The organism is Bradyrhizobium canariense, assembly GCF_900105125.1.
Lineage (GTDB): Bacteria > Pseudomonadota > Alphaproteobacteria > Rhizobiales > Xanthobacteraceae > Bradyrhizobium > Bradyrhizobium canariense_A.
The window spans coordinates 4,305,001-4,328,204 of sequence record NZ_LT629750.1 but is presented as its reverse complement, the minus strand read 5'-3'; the positions used below and the strand labels follow the sequence as shown (position 1 = coordinate 4,328,204).

The following is a 23,204-nucleotide window of genomic DNA, read 5'->3' as shown; positions in this document are numbered from 1 at the left end:
TGCCTTTGCCCTCTCCCCCTTTGCGGGAGAGGGTGGCTGGCGATGGACGCCGCAGCTATTCCGGCTCGTTCGCCAGGTTGGCGTGCGGACGCCCGAAGTCGGGCGCCGAGGAATCCTGGCCGATTTCGACGATGCCGCGCCGGATTGCGCGGGTGCGGGTGAAATGCTCGAACAGCGCTTCCCCGTCACCGCGGCGGATCGCGCGGGTGAGCTTGGAGAGATCCTCGTTGAAGGTGCCGAGCATTTCCAGCACCGCGTCCTTGTTGGCCAGAAACACGTCGCGCCACATGGTCGGGTCGGAGGCCGCGATGCGGGTGAAATCGCGGAAGCCGCCGGCCGAGAATTTCATCACTTCCGACGATGTCACCTGGCCGAGTTCGTCGGCGGTGCCGACGATGGTGTAGGCGATCAAATGCGGCAGATGGCTGGTGATCGCGAGCACCAGATCATGATGATCGGGGGTCATGATCTCGACCTTGGCGCCGAGCCCCGCCCAAAAGGCGCGCAATCTTTCGACCGCGTTTGGATCGGTCCCCTCGGGAGGAGTGAGAATGCACCAGCGATTGATGAACAGTTCGGCAAAACCTGAATCGGGACCGGAATGCTCGGTGCCGGCGACCGGATGCGCCGGCACGAAATGCACGCTCGCGGGCAGATGCGGCGCCATGTCCCGCACCACGGCGCCCTTGACCGAGCCGACATCGGAGACGATCGCGCCCGGCTTGAGATAGGCTACGACCTCCTGCGCCACCGGGCCACAGGCGCCGACCGGAATGCACAGAATGACGAGGTCGGCGTCTTTCACCGCATCGATGTTGCTTTCCACCACGCGATCGACAATGCCGAGTTCGGCCACGCGCGCGCGGGTCTTGGCAGAGCGCGCGGTGGCGACAATCTCTTCCGCCAGGTTTTGCGCGCGTGCGGCGCGCGCAATCGAGCCGCCGATCAGACCGAAGCCGATCAGCGCAACACGTTTGAAGAGTGGTGCCGGGCTCACTTGACCGCCATGAAGTCACGCAGGCCGTCGATCACCAGGCGGTTGGCCTCCTCGGTGCCGATGGTCAGGCGCAGCGCGTGCGGCAGGCCGTAATTGTTCAGCGCGCGCAGCACCAGGCCGCGCTTGGTAAGGAACGCATCGGCCTCGGCGGAAGTTTTGCCCTTCTCCAGCGGGAAATGGATCAGGATGAAATTCGCCACGCTTGGCGTCACCTTCAGCCCGAGCTTGGTGAGCTCCTCGGTCAGCCAGTTGCGCCATTTCTCGGTATGCGTCTTCGACATCTGCTGATGCGCGGTGTCCTCGATCGCCGCCACCGCCGCCAGCATCGCCGGCGTCGAGACGTTGAACGGGCCGCGAATCCGGTTCACCGCGTCGACGATATGAGCCGGCCCGAACATCCAGCCGATCCGCAGCGCCGCCAGCCCGTGGATTTTGGAAAAGGTGTGGGTCATGACCGTGTTTTCGGTCGTCGCCACCAGTTCAATGCCGATCTCGTAATCGTTGCGCGAAACGTAGTCGGAATAGGCGGCATCCAGCACCAGCAGCACATGCGCCGGCAATCCGGCGCGCAGCCGCTTGATCTCATCGAACGGCAGGTAGGTGCCGGTGGGATTGTTCGGGTTGGCGAGCCATACCAGCTTGGTGCGCGGCGAAACCAGCTTCAGGATCGCGTCGACGTCAGCGGTGAAATTCGTTTCCGGCGCGACGACGTTCTTGGCGCCGTTCGCCATGGTCGCGATCGGGTACACCAGAAAGCCGTGGGTGGTGCTGATCGCCTCATCGCCGTGGCTCAGATAGGTGTGCGCCAGCAAATTGAGGATTTCGTCGGAGCCGGCGCCGCAAATGATGCGTTCGGGATCAAGCCCGAACGCGCGGCCGATGGCCTCGCGCAGCACCCGCGATGTGCCTTCTGGATAGTCCTCCAGATGCGCCGCGGCCTTTTTGTAGACGTCCATGGCCTTCGGAGAAGGCCCGAAGGGCGTCTCGTTGGCGGACAGCTTGAACACCTTGCGCCCCGGCTCCGGCACCGGGCTTTTACCCGGCGTGTAGGGTGCAATATCGAGAATGCCGGGATTCGGCACGGGACGAGACATCTTCTTCAACTCCGGATTATCAGGTCGGCCTTTTAGGACTTGGCCGGTCAAGATTTGGCTGGCCCGCTTGGGGGCACCGTATAGCGGGTTGCGTGGCTGCCGACGAGAGCCGATGAACGCACCGAAGCGCCGGCCTCGATCAGCGCGGACTTGATCTTTTCCAGGCTGCTGGAGCCCGTGATCGATATCAGCAGGGCGGCGCCGTCGAAGGCGGTATCCGGCACCGCGACGATTTCCGCCAGTGGTGACAGCGCGCGCGCGATTTCGGCGTTCCAGCCGGATACGCGCACGCTCCACATCTCGACTTCCGTCACCATGGCGCTGTCGGCGACGCGCGACACCACGAATACCGGCAGCGCCGCCGGATGATCGGCGCGCTCGACGAACGGCAGTCGCGCGATGATCTTGGGCGCGCCATTGGCTTCGAGCGCGATCCACCAGGGAGTGCGGCTGGATGTGGCGGACAGAAGCGCCAGATCCCCCTTCGATTTTGCCACGGCGTCGACCGCGGCGGTCGCGTTGAAATGCGAGACGTAGGGAACGGTGAAACCGAAATGGAATCGCGCCGAATCCCGCATCGCGGATTCGCCGACCGAAATATCGGCATGGATTGAAAACGGCGCCTGCACGTAGGTGAACGTCGAGATGATGACGCGCCAGATGCTTTCGACGGTGTCGAGCGGCAGGATGCCGCGATGGCGCTCCACCAGCCGGCGCATCATGTCGGCCTCGCGCGCCGGGCGGAAGGCCGAGCCGACCTCCTGGGTCTGCTTTACCGAAATCAGGCGATCGATGATGTCGCCACGCGCCATCAGCAGGCGGTGAACCTGCTCGTCGATCGTGTCGATCTCTTTGCGCAGCACCTCGAGCGAGGGCGGAGCGGGGGGTATTTTGGACATCGTTAAAACCCAATTGCCGGATCGGTCAGCTCCTGCCGGCAGGCAAGGGCATTGATTAGGTAAGACGGGAGCTGAAAGCAAAGAGAAACGTCAGGGGTTACCGATGATCCCAGTTAGGTTAACGGGCGGCCTGCCTTGACGAAAACCGCCCTCGGGACTAGCTTCACTGGGTTCCGTGGTCATTTGAGCCGGCCGGCTTGCAGCCACGTTAAACAATTCGCTAAACAGGCCGGGGACAGAAGTGATCCCGGCCGAACCTTTAGTTCAGGCCGGGTTTTTTTATGGCCTGATTTCTGTCTGTAAACCTCCGTCAGGAGGTCGGTGGCGAGATGACGAACATACAGTCGATATCCAGTCCCTCGATCCATGCCGAGGAGCGCGCGCAGGAGGCGGACCATCCGAGTTCGCCGGTGGCGCTGTTCGGCTCGGACCAGCCGCTGAAGCTCGATTGCGGCATCGATCTGTCGCCCTTTCAGGTCGCCTATCAAACCTATGGCGAACTCAACGCCGACCGTTCCAACGCGATATTGGTTTTCCACGCGCTGACTGGCGATCAGCACGTCGCCAATGTCCATCCGGTGACCGGCAAGCCCGGCTGGTGGGAAACCATGATCGGTCCCGGCCGTCCGCTGGATACCGACAGATATTTCATTATCTGCTCCAACGTGATCGGCGGCTGCATGGGCTCGACCGGGCCGGCCTCGACCAATCCGGCAACCGGCAAATTGTGGGGACTGGATTTTCCGATCATCACCATTCCCGACATGGTGCGCGCGCAAACCATGCTGATCGACCGGCTCGGCATCGAGACCTTGTTCTGCGTGGTCGGTGGCTCGATGGGCGGCATGCAGGCGCTGCAATGGACCGCGGCCTATCCCAAGCGCGTATTCTCGGCGCTGGCGGTGGCGTGCAGCATGCGGCACTCGGCACAGAACATCGCATTCCATGAGCTCGGCCGGCAGGCTGTCATGGCCGATCCCGACTGGCATCACGGGCGTTACTTCGAACAGGGCACGCATCCGCATCGCGGCCTCGGCGTCGCGCGGATGGCTGCGCATATCACCTATCTGTCAGACGCAGCGCTGCATCGCAAATTCGGAAGGCGAATGCAGGATCGCGAACTGCCGACCTTCTCGTTCGATGCGGATTTTCAGGTCGAGAGCTATCTGCGCCATCAGGGCTCGTCATTCGTCGAGCGCTTCGATGCCAACAGCTACCTCTATCTGACGCGGGCGATGGATTATTTCGACATTGCCGCCGATCATGACGGTGTTCTGGCGCAGGCGTTTCGCGGCATCCAGACCCGCTTCTGCGTGGTGTCGTTCACCAGCGACTGGCTGTTTCCGACATCGGAATCGCGCGCGCTGGTGCATGCGCTCAACGCTTCCAGCGCGCGGGTGTCGTTTGCGGAGATCGAGACCGACCGCGGCCATGATGCGTTTCTGTTGGACGTGCCGGAATTCTTCGACATCGCGCGCGCGTTCCTGCAATCGGCCGGCAAGGCGCGCGGCCTGACTGCGACGGGCGGCTGACATGGCTCTTCAACAGGTCCTGCCGCTGAACGGCGCTGCGCCAGAAAACGCCGGAAATTACCGCGGCGACCACCTGCTGGTGGCGGGAATGATCGAGCGTGGCTCAAAGGTGCTCGACGTCGGCTGCGGCGAAGGCGATCTCCTGCAATTGCTAGAAAGCCGCGGCATCGACGGCCGCGGCATCGAATTGTCGCGCGAAGGCGTCAATCGCTGCGTCGCCAAGGGGCTTGCGGTGGTGCAGGGCGACGCCGACACCGACCTCATCAACTATCCCGACGACGCCTTCGATTATGTGATCCTGTCGCAGACCCTGCAGGCGACCCGGCAGCCGCGCGTGGTGCTGGAAAATCTGCTGCGGATCGGGCGGCGCGCCATCGTCTCGTTCCCGAATTTCGGGTTCTGGAAGATGCGGCTGCAATTGCTGGTCGGCGGCCACATGCCGCGCACCGAAAATCTGCCGGCGACATGGTACGATACGCCGAACATCCATTTCTGCACCATCAAGGACTTCGTGCAGCTCTGCGACGAGATCAACGTCAAGATGGAGCGCGCGGTCGCGCTCGACCTTTACGGCCGGCCGCTGCGTCTCAGCGCGCCCTGGTGGTTCTGGAACATGTTCGGCGAGCAGGGCGTGTTTTTGTTGAGCCGCGCAGGGAAGGGAAAGTAATCCGAATTTTTTCACGGGTCGTCATGGCCGGGCTTGACCCGGCCATCCGTGTGTTTGCTGCGCCAAGATAAGTAAGACGTAGATGGTCGGGAGGGCAGACAAGTTTATGCAGTCTGCGCAGGGCAGGCTGCTATGCTCGGCCATCACGAGCCACGCGCTACGCGGGATGAATTTTGATCGGACCGAGATCGCGATCGCCTTCTGCCGTCGGCTGTGATGGGTAACGCGGACACGGTCGGCCGCAGACGAAATCGACGCTCGTGACCCTGAGCGACCATGCGGCCGAGGCGCGGCGTGCCTCGCCTTACCACCACGACCCGCCTTGTTGCACCGGACGATAGTACTGCCCCCCGCGCCGCTGCACATTGCCGGTTTGGTAGTCCGGATTGCGTTGGAAAATGGAGAAGAAGCCGCCGGCCCCGCCGTCGGGGGCGTCGCCGCTGGCAACGCGGTCATCATCGACCGCAGGCGTCGGCTGACGCGTTATAAAGCCGCCCTGGGGCTGATTGCTCAGCACCGCGACGAACTCGGTGCGATAATTGGTCTCGCTGCTCAGCGGTTCGTCGGAGACGATGATCGAGGATCGCGGCACTGCGGTCGGCGCGATGCGGTCGAGCACGTCCTGCGGAATGGTGATGCGGTCGAGCGCGTCCTTGGCGTCGTCCCCGTTGTCGATCGTGACCGCGGTCCAGCGCAGGCCCTTGTCGGTGCGGGCCACCGCAGTGAAGATGTGCGTGCCGATCGGCTTGTCGGGATCGCGGATCGTGACCGGAACCTCGATGGACGAATCGAATACCTCGCCGCCCCCGTCCGGCGCCGGCTTATGCGTGTTGCGCCGCACGTAAAGCTTCTGCGTCGCGCGGCTGATGTAGACCGAGACCGGCTCGAGCAAGAGCTTCGCTGCGGTCGCCGCTTTGGCGGCATCGGCTTTTTTGGTCGCTGCCGCCTTCGCGGCTTCCTTTGCGTTGGCAGCCGCATCGAGCTTGGGCTGCGCGTCGGCCTTGGCGGTATCGAGCTGCGTCGCCGCGTCCGCGGCCTTGGTGGCGGCCTTCTGCTTCAGCTCCTCCGCCCGCGCCTTGGCCTGATCGGTCTTTGCCGCGGCGAGCGCCTTGTCGAGATAGGCGAGCTCGGCGTCGGCGCGTTTCTTGAGTTGCTCCAGCTTTCGGAGCGACGCTGGCAGCGATGTTGCCTCACGTGATGTCGTCGCGGCGGCTTTCTTCGCCTCGTCGGCTGCCCTGGCGGCATCCTCGGCCTCGCGCGCGAGCGTCTCGGCCTTGGCCGGCGCGGCCGCGAGCGCATCTGCGTTCGGCACGAACAGCGCCGGGTGAGTGAAATCGACGGGCTCGGCGTCGCTGGGCGAGATGATCACCCGCATCCCGATCCATGTCTTGTTGAACAGCTTCTCCGCAAAGTCGTAGGGCATCCGCACGCAGCCATGCGAGGCCGCATAGCCCGGCAGCGGTCCGCCGTGCAGCGCGACGCCATTCCAGGTGATGCGCTGCATGTTCGGCATCCAGGCATCGTCATACATGGTCGAGTGGTGGTCCTTGTCCTTCTCGATAACGGCGAAGACGCCGGCCGGCGTCTCGCGTTCCTTGATGCCGCTCGACACCGGCGCGCGCAGGATCCAGCCGTCGGCGTCGTAGAAAGTGACCTTCTGGCTCTTGATCGACACGATCGCCATGATCGGTTCGCCCGCCTCGCGCGGCGCCGTCGCCTCGACGGTGGCCGCGGGGCGGGCTTGTCTCGCCGTGGCGTCGGCGGTCAGCGCCGTCAGCGCGGCCGTCGCTACGAGCACCACAATCGCGAGAGGCTTCCAACGCCGCATTGTCGCCGTGGATTGTTCCGTCGTGAATCGATTTACCATGCCATCCCCGGGTTGAAATGCCTGTCCGCGCTTGTGTCGATCAAGTGTCAGATCGTGACTTTGGTATTAACCAATCGCCGCCACGTTCTACGCCCTTTTGGTTCAATCTTGCCTACCGACTGGCCCAGTTTCGTCTAACGCGCGCCGCTTGCGACAGTGCGTTGCGTTCGGGCAACACTTTTTGGAAAAAATGATAACCCGCAGATTCCGCCATTGCACGTCAGAATAATGATCCGAAGATCGTCGGCGTCGCGTGCTTCGCCGTGCAATCTGGCTCAGGTGGAACCTGTGAGGGCTGCGATCATGAACCCGCAGCGATTTGCTGCCGTGGCAACCGCGCTCACGGTCGTTATCGCGGGTTGCGCAGTCGTGTGGCTTGCTGGCTTCGGTTCGGCGGCCATCGATAACATCGGCGGAGCGCCACTCGTGGACCGCCGCGCACCGTCTCTTTCCGCTGATGCCGAGCCAGCGGACGCACCGCAGGCCACCGCAATGGGCAAGGCCGTCGACGCAAGCACCGTTGTGGCAGCGGAAGCCGTGACGGTCACGACCAGCAACATGACGGCGGTGCAAGATAAGCCGGAGCCGATCGCCGAGGCCGCGTCGGCCGATGCGTCCCAAACGCTCCCACCGGAAACACCACCCGTGCAAGTGGCGACGGCGAGCCCGAGTGATCCGCTGCCTGATGACGCCAGGAAGGCCGTCGGTTCCATCGAAATCCCCGACGGGTGCGGGGAAGCGGACGTCTGCATCGACCAATACCTGTGGGCGCTCTACCGACGGACGCCCAAAGAGGACACCCTCAAGGTGAACGAACAGAGGAAAGTGGTCGTCAAGAAGAAGGGCAGAAGGGTGACGGTCACCCGGAGCTTTACCAAGCTGGTCGACGAGGATTTCGCCTGGAAGGATCCGAAGGCGGCGGAAAAAGCCGGCATGCCGATGATGGACTACGTGATCGGAGGCATGGATCGGAGCTTCAAGCTGAAGCTCTTTCATGTACTCCGCGCGGTGGAAGAGGCTGGGCTGTCTCCTGGCATAACCAGCGCGTTTCGCGACGATTATCGTCAATCGCTCGCAAGCGGCCTGAAAGCGGCGACCAACAGGTCGTACCATGGCGGGAGCTTTCGCGGCGGCTACGGCCATGGACTTGCAGCCGATGTCGTGAGCGTCAAGGGCGAGACAAGGGACCAGCGATATCATTCCAGTGAGAGTCTCTGGAAATGGATCGATGCACACGGGGAGGAGTTTGGAATCGGGCGACCGTATCTTGGCAGGGATCCGCCACATGTGGCGCCGATCGACGGTAGCGAATATGCCGCTCACCACCGCGGCACGGAAGCTCGACACGCCGGATCCGAGAAGCGCAGCCGTTTAACTGCGCGAGACAATCACAACGTCGGGAAACGCTCAAAAACCGCAAGATCATCGAGGCAAAGAACGACCTAACCCAAGTCAAGTATTCAACACGCCGCGGATGCGATTACGATTGTTCGCGCTAACGCGTAGGCCGCTCTCAGCGGCTACTTCGGTGAGCAGAATGCGCAACCATGCCATTACCGTGCAAAAATACGGCGGCGCCTGTCTCGCAACGCCGGCAAAAATCCGCGCCGTCGCGAGCGACCTCGCTAATTTGTACAGGCGCGGTCATCGGATTGTAGTGATCGTTTCAGCGATGGGTCAAACCACCGACGAACTTGTTCGGATGGCCTATCAAGCAAGCCTACAACCCAGTCGCCGTGAACTCGATATGTTGTTAACCACCGGTGAGCGCATCAGCATGTCTTTACTGAGCATGGCGTTGTTCGATTTCGGCGTGCCGGCAATAAGCTTTACCGGCAGTCAAGCCGGAGTGATGACCGACGAATCCCACTCCGCCGCGCGCATTTTGGATGTGCGGCCGATTCGCGTGCGCGAGGAACTCGATCGAGGACGCATCGTGGTTTTAGCAGGCTTTCAGGGCGTGAATCCAGCGACCAAGGAAATCACCACGCTGGGCCGCGGCGGCAGCGATACCACTGCGGTCGCCATGGCTGCGGCGCTGCAAGCCGAATGCTGTGAGATTATCAAGGAAGTCGACGGAGTTTGCACGGCCGATCCGCGCATCGTGGCAAATTCCAAATCCTTGCGACAGCTCGATTTTGCATCGTTATCCGAAATGTGTTTCTGGGGCGCGAAGGTTTTGCATTTTCGCAGCGTGGAGCTGGCACAAAGCCAAAATATGCCCTTGGTTTTAAAAAAATGGGGCGGCTCTGAACAGGGCACACACGTGGTGAAAGAGGTTATGGGGATGGAAAGCGGAAGAGTTTTAGCAGTCAACTCGTTGGCTCGCATTGAGCATGTCGAGATCGATTCGGCTGACCTCAGTCAGGGCTTTGAGAGGTTCGCGCAGCATCTCAAACGAAACGGCTTATCTTGGCCGCAACTCCTCGCCTCGGCTTTCACCGCCGGGAAAACGCGGATTATGATGACCTGCGATTCGGAGTCGCTCGACACTTTGCTGCGCACGCTGAAAGGTAGCAAAGAGTTGCGCAAACATCGTGAGACTTTAAGTTCGGTGAGCCTCACCTGTTTCGGCGGCGTTTCTACAGACTTGCCATTTAAGGCGATACAGATTCTGCAACATCACGCGATTATCGTCGATAAATATGTTTTGTCTCCGCATTCGGTAAATCTATTTGTTCCTGTGGAAAGCCGCGAGGCCGCCGTCAAGGCTTTACATTCGCTCATCTAGTTGATTTTTTTGTGTAAAAAAGTGCGGCAGCTTCTCGTTTCCGAATTTCGGTTTCTGGCGGATGCGGTTGCGGCTTTTGATCGGCGGACACATGCCGCGCACCGACAATCTGCCGGCGACCTAGTGCGACACGCCGAACATCCACTTCTGCACCATCAAGGATTTCGTACAGCTCTGCGACGATATCCCCGTCAAGATGGAGCGCGCAGTCGCACTCGATCTTTACGGCCGTCCGCTCCGTCTCAGCGCGCCCTCGTGGTTCTGGACATGTTCGGCGAGCAGGGCGTGTTTTTGCTCAGTCGCGCAGGGAAGGTGAGGTAGACAGATCGTCATGCCCGGGCTCATCCCGGGCATCCACGGCCGGAATCGCGCCGATCGCGCGGGCCGGCGCCACCGTCTATGATGCGCTCCCCGGCATCATTTTCCTCGATATCTGATTTGCCCGACAGGCCGTTTGGCAGGCTGCGTGTCCAGCCCTGTTTTAAAAATATTTCTATTTTCATTTGACCCAAATCACCGGCTTGTCTCGCGCCATCCCGTTCCCGATCGAGGGGCGTTTCGCGATCGTCACGGACGTAGGGTTTGGGATGCGGTGGACGCGGCAGCGTCGTCGCGCGCCACCGGCGTGCGGACGAGCGACGAGGCTGCGGACGGCGAAGTCGTGTGGTCCTGACGCCCCGACGCTGGCGTCAAGTTGCGCGGAAGTTTCCGCGCGGTGATGGTGGCAACAAAGCCCGGTCACCAGGGAGAGCACGAAGGAAACCGTTAAAACCATTGCGCAGGGAGTGCCGGGTGACCCGGTGAACCTGTAGTGACTAACTCGCGTGTTTTTTCACACCACGCGAGGCTGCGGGTGCAACGGGCACCCGGCATTCCCTGCGCCCTCCCTTGAGGGTCGCACCTGCGCCCTCTCTGAGGGGCGCCTGCGCCCTCTGATTTTCAAGGGCCGATGTTCACGCACAACTCGGGCGCGCCGCGCTGCGAGATCGTGGACCCATATTCGAACAGATTCTTATTTGAAATGAGCATGCCGCCGCTGCGACGATTATGTCAGACGCGACCTCGGATCACGCACCGGCCAGCGTCCGGCTTCGGCAAGCGTGATGAAGCGTTCGACCATTTCATTGAACAGCGCCGGCTCTTCCAGATTGAGCACATGGCCCGATTTCGGGAAGAAGGTCAGCCCGGCGGCAGGCAGATGCTTCTTCAGGAACAGGCTAGGCTCGACGCAGGCATCGTCCTCGTCGCCGCAGATGATGAGGGCGGGCGTCGGCACCTTTCGGATCGTTTCCGTCATCGTATAGATCGAGGGCCGGCCGCCCTGGAAGCTGCGCATGGTGTTGGCGGAGCCCTTGGCATCGTGCCGCGCCAGCGCGGCGTAGAAATCTGCGTGGCCGCGTGGATCCTTCACGAGGAACGGAATCCGGCCCGGCGCCTCGCGGGTGACTTTCGCGACCTCTACGGAGCCGATCGTCTCGAATTGTTCGGCGGTGTCGCGGCACTGCTTGCGGAAGGCATCGAGATGTTCAAGGCTCGATCCCGAGCCGACGCCGGCCAGCGTCATCGACAAGGCGCGGTGCGGCGCATTCATGCCGATCTGCAGCGACGAATAGGAGCCCATCGACAGCCCCACCAGATGGGCTTTTTCGATCTGCAAATGGTCGAGCACGGCGAGCGCGTCGGTATAGAAATGTTTGTAGCTGTAGACGTCGGCAGAAGCCGGCACGTCGGACGGCGTATAGCCGCGCGCCGAATAGGCGATGCAACGGTGGCCGCGCGAGAAGTAACGCATCTGCGGCTCCCAATTGGTGTGGTCGGCGGCGAATTCGTGCAGAAAAATAATCGGCGTTCCGCTGCCAGCTTCTTCGAAGTGAAGGCGGACATTGTCGCTCGTGACGGCATAGGGCATTTGCTCTTCCTTGTTATCGGGCCTGGTTCTGACGGGATCAGAACCCTCGCTCGATCTTTTTGTTTTGACGCGCTTGTTTGCGCGAAGCGGCGACCATTTCGCGTGAAAGCGCTTTGGGCCGGGGCCGAAAATCGCAGTTAATGCTCGCGGCTGCAATGAGGCGAAATCGATTCTTTTTCACCGTCAGACGGCCGCGGAATCACCCCGAAACCGTTCCTGCACCGCCGTATCGCGTCACGCTGTCGCCATACCGCGGCGGGCATACCGACCGCGAATGTCGGCCGTCCCGCATGTCTTCGAGCGAGGCTGCGGGACGCCGATGGGAACGGGGGTGTCACAGAGGATCAAGTATGGTTCAGTTGTTTGCGTTTCGCCGGTCACTTCGCGTTGCTTCTCTTGGCGCTGTTGCGCTGGCGTTATGTTCGGCGACAATCGTCGCTTCCGCCACCCCGGCTTCAGCAAGATCGCGTCACAGCACAGGCCGACATGGCCATGTGCACTATGCTGGCCGTCATGCCAGACGGTATTTCGCGTATCGTCATTATCGGCACCTTGCGCGCCAGTCGCGCTGGGATGCCGGCGTCGCGCAAATGCGCTCGGGCGGCTTCGCCAATGCCAATGCCAGCTTCGCACCTGACGCCGCGTTGGGCAGCACGGCCTCCTCGGGCGGCTTCGGCTCGTCGAATGTTGTCGCCGACGCGCGTCGTTACATCGGCGGCAATCCCACCAGCCGTCGCAGCCTGTGGTGCGCACGCTTCATGAATATGGTCTTGCAGCAGTCCGGTTATCGCGGCACCGGCTCGGACCTGGCCAGTTCGTTTGCGCATTACGGCCGGCGGGTATCGGGCCCCGAGATCGGCGCCATCGCGGTGATGGCGCGACGCGGCGGCGGCCATGTCGGCGTGGTCAGCGGTATCGATGCCAACGGCAATCCGATCCTCGTTTCCGGCAACAACGGTAACCGTGTCAGGGAAGCGCCGGTTTCGCGCGGCCGGATTTACGCCTACGTGCTGCCGACCAGCTGAGCTTGGTCGCTCTGCGCCTCTCCCCGCTGCCGGGGAGAGGCGCCCGTAGACCCAGCACACGATTTTGTGAAGTTCCCCCTTCCGTTTTCGAGGGGCTGTTCCCACATTTGCCTCAAGCCGGCGTGAGCGTCGGTGACGACCGCTGGCTGGTTGAGGAATGTCAACGCGATCAGCGGAAACCCAATGAAGATGCTGTATCCGTGCTTCGCGCGTGATCCGTGAAAGTGTGGGCGGTTTCGCGACCAGATCACGCGCCACTTTAAAATTGGGGGCGCGATCGGACGCAAAACCGGTATCCACTTTTGCTGATCGCGCCACCGGGCGGAGCGGCAGGCTGAGGGAAATACACATGAATATTGAAAAATACACCGAGCGTGCGCGCGGTTTTATCCAGTCTGCGCAATCGCTGGCGATGCGCGACGGCCACCAGCAGTTTTCGCCATTGCATATGCTGAAAGTACTGCTGGACGACAGCGAGGGCCTCGCCGGTGGTCTGATCGACCGCGCCGGCGGCAATTCGCGTGCGATCCTCAAGGCGACCGAGGATGCGCTCAACAAACTCCCGAAAGTTTCCGGAAGCGGTGCGGGGCAGGTTTATCTCGCGCCCGATCTGGCACGGGCGTTCGATGCGGCCGAAAAGGCCGCCGAGAAGGCCGGCGACAGCTTTGTCACCGTCGAACGGCTGCTGCTGGGGCTGACGCTCGCGAAAGACAGCGAAGCCGGCAGCATCCTGAAAAAAGGTGGCGTCACACCGCAGAACCTCAATGCTGCGATCGAAGCCTTGCGCAAGGGCCGCACCGCGGACTCTGCGACCGCCGAAAATGCCTATGACGCGCTGAAGAAATATTCCCGCGACCTGACCCAGGCGGCGCGCGACGGCAAGCTCGATCCGGTGATCGGGCGCGACGAGGAAATCCGCCGCACCATTCAGGTGCTGTCCCGCCGCACCAAGAACAACCCTGTTTTGATCGGCGAGCCCGGTGTCGGCAAGACCGCGATCGTCGAGGGCCTGGCGCTGCGCATCGTCAATGGTGACGTGCCGGAAAGCCTGAAAGACAAGAAATTGCTGTCGCTCGATCTCGGCGCGCTGATTGCGGGCGCAAAATACCGCGGCGAATTCGAGGAAAGGCTGAAAGCCGTGCTGCAGGAAGTCACGTCTGCTGAGGGCAGCATCATCCTGTTCATCGACGAGATGCACACGCTGATCGGCGCCGGCAAGGCCGACGGCGCGATGGATGCGTCCAACCTGTTGAAGCCCGCGCTGGCGCGCGGCGAATTGCATTGCATCGGCGCCACCACGCTCGATGAGTACCAGAAGCATGTCGAGAAGGATGCCGCGCTGGCGCGGCGGTTCCAGCCGATCTATGTCAACGAGCCCTCGGTCGAGGACACCATCTCGATCCTGCGCGGCTTGAAAGACAAGTACGAACAGCACCATGGCGTGCGGATCACCGACTCCGCGCTGGTGGCCGCGGCCACGCTGTCCAACCGCTACATCACCGACCGCTTCCTGCCTGACAAAGCCATCGACCTGATGGATGAGGCGGCGGCGCGGCTGAAGATGCAGGTGGATTCCAAGCCGGAAGAACTCGATTCGATGGATCGGGAAATCATCCGGCTGAAGATCGAGCAGGAAGCGCTCAAGAAGGAAAGCGATGCCGGCTCGAAGAGCCGCCTGAAAACGCTGGAGAAGGAACTCGCCAATCTCGAGGAGAAATCCGCCGCGCTGACAGCGCGCTGGAGTTCGGAGAAGAACAAGCTCTCCAACGCACAAAAGCTCAAGAGCGAGCTCGACGGCTTGCGCATTGAACTCGCCAACGCCCAGCGCCGCGGCGAATTCCAGCGCGCGGGCGAATTGGCCTATGGCCGGATTCCGGAGCTTGAAAAGAAGCTTGCCGATATCGAGGCCAAGGAAAACGCAGGCGAGATGATGGAGGAGGCCGTCACCGCCAACCACATCGCGCAGGTGGTTTCGCGCTGGACCGGCGTTCCCGTCGACAAGATGCTCGAGGGTGAAAAAGACAAGCTCTTGAAGATGGAAGACAGCCTCGGCAAGCGCGTCGTCGGCCAGGCCGAAGCCGTGCATGCGGTCGCGACCGCCGTGCGTCGTTCGCGTGCGGGCCTGCAGGACCCGAACCGCCCGATGGGCTCGTTCATGTTCTTGGGCCCGACCGGCGTCGGCAAGACCGAGCTGACCAAGGCGCTCGCCGAATATCTGTTCAACGACGAGACCGCGATGGTCCGCCTCGACATGTCCGAGTACATGGAAAAGCACTCGGTGTCGCGGCTGATCGGCGCGCCTCCGGGCTATGTCGGCTATGACGAGGGCGGCGCGCTCACCGAGGCGGTGCGGCGACGGCCCTATCAGGTGGTGCTGTTCGACGAGATCGAGAAGGCGCATCCGGATGTCTTCAACGTGCTGTTGCAGGTGCTCGACGATGGCCGTCTGACCGACGGCCAGGGCCGCACCGTCGATTTCCGCAACACGCTGATCATCATGACCTCGAACCTCGGTTCGGAATTCCTCGTCAACCAGCCGGAAGGCGAGGATACGTCCGCGGTCCGCGAGCAGGTGATGGCCACGGTGCGGGCGCACTTCCGTCCCGAGTTCCTAAACCGGGTCGATGAAATCATCCTGTTCCACCGCCTGCAAAAGAGCGAGATGGGCCGGATCGTCGAGATCCAGTTCTCCCGGCTGCGAAAGCTGCTGGAAGACCGCAAGATCACGCTCACGCTCGATGCCGCGGCGCGCGATTGGCTTGCGGCCAAGGGGTGGGATCCGGCCTATGGCGCGCGTCCGCTCAAGCGGGTGATCCAGCGCAGTGTGCAGGATCCGTTGGCCGAGATGATCCTTGCCGGCGAGGTGCGGGATGGTGATCAGGTCGCGCTCTCGGCGAAAGGCAACGTGCTGACGTTCAACGGCAAGGCGCCGCAAACTGCCGAGATCTCGCAGTTTGATGCGCCGGCGTCGAAACGGAAGATGCACTAGTGTCCTGAATCAGAAGTTCGGCGGACTCTAAATCGACTCGATGATAGCGGACTCTCCAGATTTTGGGGAGGATTGGCGATGGGTCGACGCTTTGCTCCGCTGGAGTTGGATGAGGTGGAACGCGCTGAGTTGACGTCGCTGGCCTCACGCCGAAGCACGGCGCAGGCCTTGGCGCTACGAGCCCGGATCGTCTTGGCCTGTGCCGACGGCGAGCAGAGTAAGGTTGTGGCGGCCCGCCTGGGTGTTGATCCCGACACGGTTGGCAAGTGGCGGCGGCGCTTCGCCGAGCATCGGCTTGAAGGTCTTTGGGACGAGCCGCGATCGGGGACGCCGCGCACCATCGAGGATACCCGGATCGAGGCGGTGATCGTCCGCACCCTTGAGACCAAGCCCGCCGACGCCACCCATTGGAGTTCGCGCGGCATGGCTCGGGCCTGTGGGCTGTCAGTCTCCACGGTACAGCGGATATGGCGCGCCTTCGGCCTGCAACCGCACCGGCTGGAGACTTTCAAACTCTCAACCGACCCTGATTTCGTCGCCAAGGTTCGCGATGTCGTCGGCCTCTACGTGGCCCCGCCCGAGCGCGCCATCGTGCTGTGCGTCGATGAGAAGTCGCAGATCCAGGCCCTGGATCGTAGCCAGCCCATGCTGCCCATGCGACCCGGCCAGCCGGCGCGCCATAGTCACGACTACAAGCGCCATGGCACCACATCCCTGTTTGCCGCCCTCGACATCGCAACCGGCCGGATCATCGGCAAGTGCTATGGACGCCATCGCGCCAAGGAGTTCCGCAAGTTTCTCGATGAGATCGAAGCCGCTGTTCCAGACGATCTGGACGTTCATCTCGTCATGGACAATTACGCAACCCACAAAACGCCGCTGATCCGCAACTGGTTGGCCAAGAGGCCGCGCTGGCACGTTCACCTGACGCCGACCAGTTCATCCTGGCTCAATCAGCTCGAACGCTTCTTCGCACTCATCACCGAGCGCAAGATCAGGCGCGGCATCTATCGCAGCGTGGCGGCGCTACGTGCCGAGATCACGTCATTCATCGAACATCACAATGCCGACCCGAGGCCGTTCCGATGGACCAAATCAGCCGACGACATTCTCAGCTCGATCGAACGCTTCTGCGCTTACAATTCGCCGGCTAAGGTCTAAAATGCCACGAACTTTTGGTTCAGGACAAGGACCAATCCACATTCAGGATTCCTATAGCTGAAAGATGCTGAATCAATGCGTTCCGGACCTTTTTGATTCGGAGCGGGCTGATGGGTGTGAAGCGCTATGAGCTAAGCGAGGCGCAATGGGCTCGGATTGGGCCTATGCTGCCGGGCAAGGTGGGGGATCCCGGCCGCAGCGGCGTCGACAACCGTCTGTTCGTGAACGGGGTTTTGTGGGTTCTGCGGTCCGGAGCCTACTGGCAGCACCTGCCGGAGCGCTATGGTAAGTGGAAGAGCGTACACGCACGCTTCACCCGCTGGGCCAAGGCCGGCGTGTGGGAGAAGGTGTTCACCGAACTGACCAAGGATCGCGACAACAAATACCTGATGCTCGATACCACTCTGGTTCGTGTCCATCAGCAGGCCGCGAGCGGAAAAGGGGGGCCAAAACTCAGGAACTGGGGCGTTCCCGAGGTGGTTTGACTACCAAGATCCACATGCTCTGCGACAGCCTCGGCCGGCCGCTGCGCCTCATGCTTACCGCCGGCCAACGACACGACAACCTCACTGCAAAAGCCCTGCTCGAAGGCTTTAAGGCCGAGGCCGTGCTGGCTGACAGGGCCTATGACAACAACGACCTGCGCAGGACCATCGCAGACATGAACGCTGAAGCGGTGATCCCCTCAACCCGCTCTCGCAAGGTCCCCATCCCGCATGATGAGACGATCTACCAGATACGCAACCGCATCGAGCGCTGCTTCAACAAGCTCAAACACTTCCGTCGCTTCGCCACTCGATATGACCGACGGGCAGACTACTTCCTCGCCTTCGTCCACCTCGCCGCAATCTGCATCTGGCTCCGTTGAATGTGGATTCGTCCTAGTCTGGCACCGTCGAGCCGCGATTGACCACAGGATGCACCCGACGGCCTAAACGGCAGGGTGCATCCATGCGTCAGACCTGACTGGCGGCAGGGTCGGCTTCATCTTCTTCGCCAGGCTCAAGCTCGGCCAGGATATCGATGAGCTGGCGGACGCGACCACTCGCCAGCGGCTTGCCGGCATTCAGCAGCGGTTCGTCATTGGCGATCCAGGCTTGCGCCTCCGCCAGTTCGTCTGTCGTTGCACCCGTGCCAATAATCTCGGTCACGGTCGCATCGTCGGCCCGGGCAACCGCCCTGATAATGTCGTCCCGAGTGATACGTCCCATGATACTTCCCATGGCTCGCGATCCCTCAAGCGCCGCCATGCCCATCGGCGGCGGGTGGGGACGTAAACGCCTCAGCGGTTCGTGGTAAGCCGGGGCGGGTTCTGCGACATCATCCAGAGCTCAAGTGCCGCCAGTATCGCGACGGTCGCGCCGATGACCACATGAACCGTCATCGCGCGAGTTCCCTGGAAGTGCAGTACCCAAGGCGAAACCAGCGTCCACAATCCGACGATGAGGTTCAGCCACTCTTCCCAGACCGCGAAGGCCGTAAGTGCGGCGACCGCGAGAGCCACGATGACGATGCCGGCGATGGTGGCGTTTTCGGAGGCCCTTCCGGCCTCGAACCCGAATATCCAGGGCGAAAAGAACAGAACCGCGCCGAGGACCAGGTTCGCGACGTCGCATAGTTTTGCGTTCGTCCAATTCTCCATGACATCCTCCAATTTCAGTGAAGGCTGCCCACAGCGATACAACCGCAGAACTGCCGCGCGGGTTCCGGAGCGGGTTGATGAAATTTAACGAAACCGGCGGCAAAAGGCGCCGTTTCTCCCTCGGTAGCCGGCAGGCACCCAGACGCGTCCGCGTCAGCGATTGCTGACCTGCTGCATCCGCAGCGGCGCGCTCGTGGCGTCGGATATGCGCGCACCGCCGTTACGATTGCTCATCATGGCGTCGAGACGATCGCGCTCCTTCTCGAAGCCTGACATCATCGGACCGTCGAGCGAGCGGCCGCGTGGCAACTTGATACGCATCGGATCGACGAAACGTCCGTTCACCAGAATCTCGTAGTGGACATGGGCGCCGGTCGATTGCCCGGTCGAGCCGACGAAGCCGATCACCTGGCCCTGCCGAACCCGCTTGCCGACCTCGAGCCCCTTGGCGAAGGCCGACATATGCCCGTAGGCGGTCTCGTAGCCGTTATTGTGCTTCAGCTTGACGTATTTTCCATAGCCGCCTTCCCAGCCGGCCACTTCGACGACGCCGTTGCCGGAGGCGAAAATCGGCGTTCCATAGGCCGTGGCCCAGTCGACGCCGGTGTGCATCTTCACGTAACCGAGGATGGGATGGCGGCGGCTGCCAAAGCCTGATCGCATGATGGCGTTGTTGACGGGCTTGCGAACCAGGAACTTCTTCGCGCTCTTGCCGGTCTCGTCATAGTAATCGACGACGGAATCGTCGGGGGTCTGGAAACGATAATATTTCTTGGTCTCGCCGCCGACCGTGAGCGAGGCGAACAGCACTTCGTTCTTTTCGGTGACGGTGGAGCCTTCGTCTTCGCCGGCGTAAAACACGTCGAAGGAATCGCCGGGCTGCACCTTGCGCTGGAAGTCGACGTCATAGGAATAGATGCGGATCATGTCGTCGATGACGCTCTGCGGCACCTTGTTGCGCAGTGCCGTCTCGTAGATGCTCTGATAGAGCCGTACCCCGGTCCCATCATCATCGTCGTCATCGCTGGTGCTGCTATTCTCGGCCGTCTCGGTGGCTGTATTCATACTCTGCACGTCGACGGCGACGTATTTGCCCATGTCGGACAGCGCGGCGACCGCTTCGACAGCGGAATCGTTGGCGACGATCACCCGGTAGGGGTGTAGCGGCTGGTTCGGCCCGGGAGCGGCAGGCGCCATCAGGATCCGCAGCTTTTCGCCTTCCTTCAGGCCGCCGTCGCGGCCGTGGATGCCGAGCGTGGTCGCGATCGCCTTCGCCTCTTCGGGCGTGGCGCCCTGATCGCGCAGGACCGACGTTACGGTGTCGCCCTTCTTGACCAAATGGACGCGTTCGCCGGTGGGGTTGCCGCCGGTGACCTGTTCCTTGGTCTTCGGCAGCAGCGTGACGTTTTCCGGAACCACCCGCGTTTCAAAGCCCGCGTAGGGGTCGGAGACCGTGCCTTCGGTGGCATAGGCCATTTTCATATCCGACTGCGCGCCGGTGACGTCGGCCGCGGCACTGGCTAGCGCGGCATAACGCACGCCGCTGCCATTGCCGTGCCAGTTAGCGGCGTCGCGCACCCGCATCAAAACATCATCGAGTGCGACTACCGCGGCGAATTTGGCTTTGGGCAGGACCGGCGCAAGGTCCTTGGTGACGAACGAAACTTCCGCATCGGGCTCGGCAGCATCGGCGGCGTTGGGATCATCCGAGGCCGCCGGAGCGTCATCGCCGACGTCGGCCAGCATGCGCTGCGCATTGAACGGCGGAATCTTGGCACTGAGGTCGCTCGTCGTCAGCGACAGGTTGCCGGAGATGCGGATGAACGGCCGCACCCGCATCACATCGCGGTTGCCGACCCGGGTGACCGTCGAAACGCGCACCACATTGCGCAAGGCGGACGAGTCGCCGGGCGGCGGCAGACGATCGCTCTTGTGCAGGCTGGCGGTCCGGTCATTGGCGCCGAATGCGCCCCTCAACGCGCCCTCGACGCGCTCCGGCACCTTGGCGAAGGTCATTTCACCGTCGAGCGACGCAAAAACGGCGCCGCCGATCAGAGCTGCGCCGCACAGACCAGTCAGGATAGTGCCGCTGAACCATTGTACGGAGACGCGGCGGCGATCGATCACCGCAGCTTCGGAGCCATCGACGGAAAGCGGCGGCTCATGACCGAGATCAATGATCCCGGTCTCGCGCCCATAACCACCCCCGCGTGACGTCCTGTGGTTCAAACCACCGTCCCCCAAATTTCCATCAACATTCGACGAGACCTTTGCTCAGCCGGCGACCCAAATCCGTCCTCTCAACGGGAGATTCGGGAGCGCGGTATGCTTGTATGGATGTTCGACAATCAAAGGCCGAGGCCGGCCGCGATCGCGAACAACGACATGGAGCGCAGGTCTTTCGATGTTTCCAGGCTGCAAGGGAAAGGCGGTGGATTCATGGAAGATCGCCGCTCCCTGGATAGATAACCGCCGGCAGCCCCCACTGGCATCCAGCGATTCAATGCTTAACTAACAGTCAGAACGTCGCAGGATTGTGGCTCAAGTACGGCGCAAAGTCCCTAAAAATCAGGGCTTCTTCGTGGTGCAAGATTCTCTGGGGTCATGCGACGATTTGTTGACAACAACCGTTGACAACGCCGATCGGGCGGGCTTATAAACCGACCACTGAGCGCGGCACTGCATTGGCCCAAGGCCAAGGCATGTACTCGTGCCCGTGAAGCTCCTCACTAAGATGAGTGAATCAACAGCCGATAGTCATCGGTTGTTATTTGTCGTCGGATGAGTTTCGCGAACACCCAGAGATGGGTGAGGGACTTTCGGGTTCCGGGCTGTTTGACAAGTGAAGATGAAGAAAGAGAAACGTGGACGGCGGAGTCCTTGCGAGTCTCGAATACTTGAAAACTTCGGTTTTCATCTTTCGAGGCTGGACGAAAGACTTCGGCGGTACACGTTTTGAATAAGGTTACACCATCGTCGTCAGCGATGTGAATCGCGGGCGATATATATGGTGGGACCTCGTCAAACGTTGTGATCAGCCGGTTCAAAGTTTCAAGTCCAACTTGAGAGTTTGATCCTGGCTCAGAGCGAACGCTGGCGGCAGGCTTAACACATGCAAGTCGAGCGGGCGTAGCAATACGTCAGCGGCAGACGGGTGAGTAACGCGTGGGAACGTACCTTTTGGTTCGGAACAACACAGGGAAACTTGTGCTAATACCGGATAAGCCCTTACGGGGAAAGATTTATCGCCGAAAGATCGGCCCGCGTCTGATTAGCTAGTTGGTGAGGTAACGGCTCACCAAGGCGACGATCAGTAGCTGGTCTGAGAGGATGATCAGCCACATTGGGACTGAGACACGGCCCAAACTCCTACGGGAGGCAGCAGTGGGGAATATTGGACAATGGGCGCAAGCCTGATCCAGCCATGCCGCGTGAGTGATGAAGGCCCTAGGGTTGTAAAGCTCTTTTGTGCGGGAAGATAATGACGGTACCGCAAGAATAAGCCCCGGCTAACTTCGTGCCAGCAGCCGCGGTAATACGAAGGGGGCTAGCGTTGCTCGGAATCACTGGGCGTAAAGGGTGCGTAGGCGGGTCTTTAAGTCAGGGGTGAAATCCTGGAGCTCAACTCCAGAACTGCCTTTGATACTGAGGATCTTGAGTTCGGGAGAGGTGAGTGGAACTGCGAGTGTAGAGGTGAAATTCGTAGATATTCGCAAGAACACCAGTGGCGAAGGCGGCTCACTGGCCCGATACTGACGCTGAGGCACGAAAGCGTGGGGAGCAAACAGGATTAGATACCCTGGTAGTCCACGCCGTAAACGATGAATGCCAGCCGTTAGTGGGTTTACTCACTAGTGGCGCAGCTAACGCTTTAAGCATTCCGCCTGGGGAGTACGGTCGCAAGATTAAAACTCAAAGGAATTGACGGGGGCCCGCACAAGCGGTGGAGCATGTGGTTTAATTCGACGCAACGCGCAGAACCTTACCAGCCCTTGACATGTCCGGGACCGGTCGCAGAGACGCGACCTTCTCTTCGGAGCCCGGAACACAGGTGCTGCATGGCTGTCGTCAGCTCGTGTCGTGAGATGTTGGGTTAAGTCCCGCAACGAGCGCAACCCCCGTCCTTAGTTGCTACCATTTAGTTGAGCACTCTAAGGAGACTGCCGGTGATAAGCCGCGAGGAAGGTGGGGATGACGTCAAGTCCTCATGGCCCTTACGGGCTGGGCTACACACGTGCTACAATGGCGGTGACAATGGGACGCTAAGGGGCAACCCTTCGCAAATCTCAAAAAGCCGTCTCAGTTCGGATTGGGCTCTGCAACTCGAGCCCATGAAGTTGGAATCGCTAGTAATCGTGGATCAGCACGCCACGGTGAATACGTTCCCGGGCCTTGTACACACCGCCCGTCACACCATGGGAGTTGGTTTTACCTGAAGACGGTGCGCTAACCGAAAGGGGGCAGCCGGCCACGGTAGGGTCAGCGACTGGGGTGAAGTCGTAACAAGGTAGCCGTAGGGGAACCTGCGGCTGGATCACCTCCTTTCTAAGGATGATCCTTCAGATCAGCTCACGCTATCTATCGGATCGTTTTAGAAACATCAGGGGCCAACAATTTCAGGATTGTTGAGCTCCATAGGCGGGATTTCGCCGTCTTCGTTTCTCTTTCTTCGCGGACGAACACACGCCATG

16 protein-coding genes, 1 rRNA gene, 1 pseudogene and 1 riboswitch are annotated in these 23,204 nt (G+C 61.3%); of the genes and pseudogenes, 10 read left to right on the top strand and 8 right to left on the bottom strand.

Annotated features, from left to right (window positions below; genetic code table 11):
- Window positions 1-55: 55 nt before the first annotated feature.
- From BLV09_RS20665 to BLV09_RS20655, 3 genes are read right to left on the bottom strand one after another with little or no spacing between them, the layout of a single operon-like run.
- Complete coding sequence (locus BLV09_RS20665; RefSeq protein WP_146688675.1) at window positions 56-997, bottom strand: prephenate/arogenate dehydrogenase family protein; 942 nt, start codon at window positions 995-997, stop codon at window positions 56-58.
- Window positions 994-2,091, bottom strand: a complete 1,098-nt coding sequence (gene hisC / locus BLV09_RS20660; protein ID WP_100387223.1) for a histidinol-phosphate transaminase — start codon at window positions 2,089-2,091, stop codon at window positions 994-996. The genes BLV09_RS20665 and hisC overlap by 4 nt, the downstream gene beginning before the upstream one ends.
- Window positions 2,092-2,138: 47 nt before the next feature.
- Entirely contained in the window at window positions 2,139-2,990 is an 852-nt protein-coding gene (locus BLV09_RS20655; RefSeq protein ID WP_100384220.1) for a chorismate mutase, read from the bottom strand.
- Window positions 2,991-3,155: 165 nt separating this feature from the next.
- Window positions 3,156-3,235, top strand: a riboswitch (SAM riboswitch).
- 84 nt (window positions 3,236-3,319) lie between these two features.
- Here BLV09_RS20655 and metX point away from each other — a divergent pair.
- Entirely contained in the window at window positions 3,320-4,522 is a 1,203-nt protein-coding gene (gene metX, locus BLV09_RS20650) for a homoserine O-acetyltransferase MetX (protein ID WP_146688674.1), read from the top strand.
- A 1-nt stretch (window position 4,523) separates the two neighbouring features.
- Window positions 4,524-5,189, top strand: a complete 666-nt coding sequence (metW, locus tag BLV09_RS20645) for a methionine biosynthesis protein MetW (protein WP_146688673.1) — start codon at window positions 4,524-4,526, stop codon at window positions 5,187-5,189.
- Window positions 5,190-5,493: 304 nt separating this feature from the next.
- Here metW and BLV09_RS20640 read toward each other — a convergent pair whose 3' ends face one another.
- Window positions 5,494-7,056 (bottom strand): L,D-transpeptidase, encoded by a 1,563-nt coding sequence (locus tag BLV09_RS20640; RefSeq protein WP_146688672.1) that lies wholly within the window; start codon window positions 7,054-7,056, stop codon window positions 5,494-5,496.
- A gap of 303 nt (window positions 7,057-7,359) precedes the next feature.
- On the opposite strand from BLV09_RS20640, the gene BLV09_RS20635 reads away from it, so the two are divergent.
- From BLV09_RS20635 to BLV09_RS20625, 3 genes and pseudogenes are all read left to right on the top strand, one after another.
- On the top strand, window positions 7,360-8,502 hold the full coding sequence (locus BLV09_RS20635; RefSeq protein ID WP_100384216.1) for a peptidase M15: 1,143 nt from the start codon (window positions 7,360-7,362) through the stop codon (window positions 8,500-8,502).
- A gap of 91 nt (window positions 8,503-8,593) precedes the next feature.
- Window positions 8,594-9,787 (top strand): aspartate kinase, encoded by a 1,194-nt coding sequence (locus BLV09_RS20630; RefSeq protein ID WP_146688671.1) that lies wholly within the window; start codon window positions 8,594-8,596, stop codon window positions 9,785-9,787.
- 34 nt (window positions 9,788-9,821) lie between these two features.
- Window positions 9,822-10,108, top strand: a pseudogene (locus tag BLV09_RS20625) (methionine biosynthesis protein MetW); the annotation flags it as partial.
- Window positions 10,109-10,832: 724 nt separating this feature from the next.
- Here the strand turns inward: BLV09_RS20625 and BLV09_RS20615 are convergent.
- Entirely contained in the window at window positions 10,833-11,696 is an 864-nt protein-coding gene (locus BLV09_RS20615) for an alpha/beta fold hydrolase (protein ID WP_146688669.1), read from the bottom strand.
- Window positions 11,697-12,046: 350 nt separating this feature from the next.
- Here BLV09_RS20615 and BLV09_RS20610 point away from each other — a divergent pair, with 350 nt between their 5' ends.
- From BLV09_RS20610 to BLV09_RS38855, 4 genes are all read left to right on the top strand, one after another.
- Entirely contained in the window at window positions 12,047-12,721 is a 675-nt protein-coding gene (locus tag BLV09_RS20610; protein WP_146688668.1) for a TIGR02594 family protein, read from the top strand.
- A gap of 349 nt (window positions 12,722-13,070) precedes the next feature.
- The gene (gene clpB, locus BLV09_RS20605) at window positions 13,071-15,710 is read left to right on the top strand and encodes an ATP-dependent chaperone ClpB (RefSeq protein ID WP_146688667.1); all 2,640 of its coding nucleotides are present in this window, start codon (window positions 13,071-13,073) and stop codon (window positions 15,708-15,710) included.
- A 78-nt stretch (window positions 15,711-15,788) separates the two neighbouring features.
- Window positions 15,789-16,871, top strand: coding sequence for an IS630 family transposase (locus BLV09_RS20600; protein ID WP_100381355.1), 1,083 nt, complete (start codon window positions 15,789-15,791; stop codon window positions 16,869-16,871).
- Window positions 16,872-16,987: 116 nt separating this feature from the next.
- A protein-coding gene (locus tag BLV09_RS38855) for an IS5 family transposase (RefSeq protein WP_433994434.1) occupies window positions 16,988-17,739 on the top strand; the annotation gives its coding sequence in 2 pieces (ribosomal slippage) (window positions 16,988-17,318 and window positions 17,318-17,739; 753 coding nt in all).
- An 88-nt stretch (window positions 17,740-17,827) separates the two neighbouring features.
- Here BLV09_RS38855 and BLV09_RS20590 read toward each other — a convergent pair.
- The 3 genes from BLV09_RS20590 to BLV09_RS20580 all read right to left on the bottom strand — a co-directional run bounded on the left by BLV09_RS20590 (window position 17,828) and on the right by BLV09_RS20580 (window position 20,742).
- Complete coding sequence (locus BLV09_RS20590; RefSeq protein ID WP_146688666.1) at window positions 17,828-18,082, bottom strand: hypothetical protein; 255 nt, start codon at window positions 18,080-18,082, stop codon at window positions 17,828-17,830.
- A gap of 71 nt (window positions 18,083-18,153) precedes the next feature.
- Window positions 18,154-18,513, bottom strand: a complete 360-nt coding sequence (locus BLV09_RS20585; protein ID WP_146688665.1) for an SPW repeat protein — start codon at window positions 18,511-18,513, stop codon at window positions 18,154-18,156.
- A gap of 153 nt (window positions 18,514-18,666) precedes the next feature.
- Window positions 18,667-20,742, bottom strand: a complete 2,076-nt coding sequence (locus BLV09_RS20580) for a M23 family metallopeptidase (RefSeq protein ID WP_100384207.1) — start codon at window positions 20,740-20,742, stop codon at window positions 18,667-18,669.
- A gap of 829 nt (window positions 20,743-21,571) precedes the next feature.
- Here BLV09_RS20580 and BLV09_RS20575 point away from each other — a divergent pair.
- A 16S ribosomal RNA gene (locus BLV09_RS20575) occupies window positions 21,572-23,058 on the top strand.
- Window positions 23,059-23,204 lie beyond the last annotated feature (146 nt).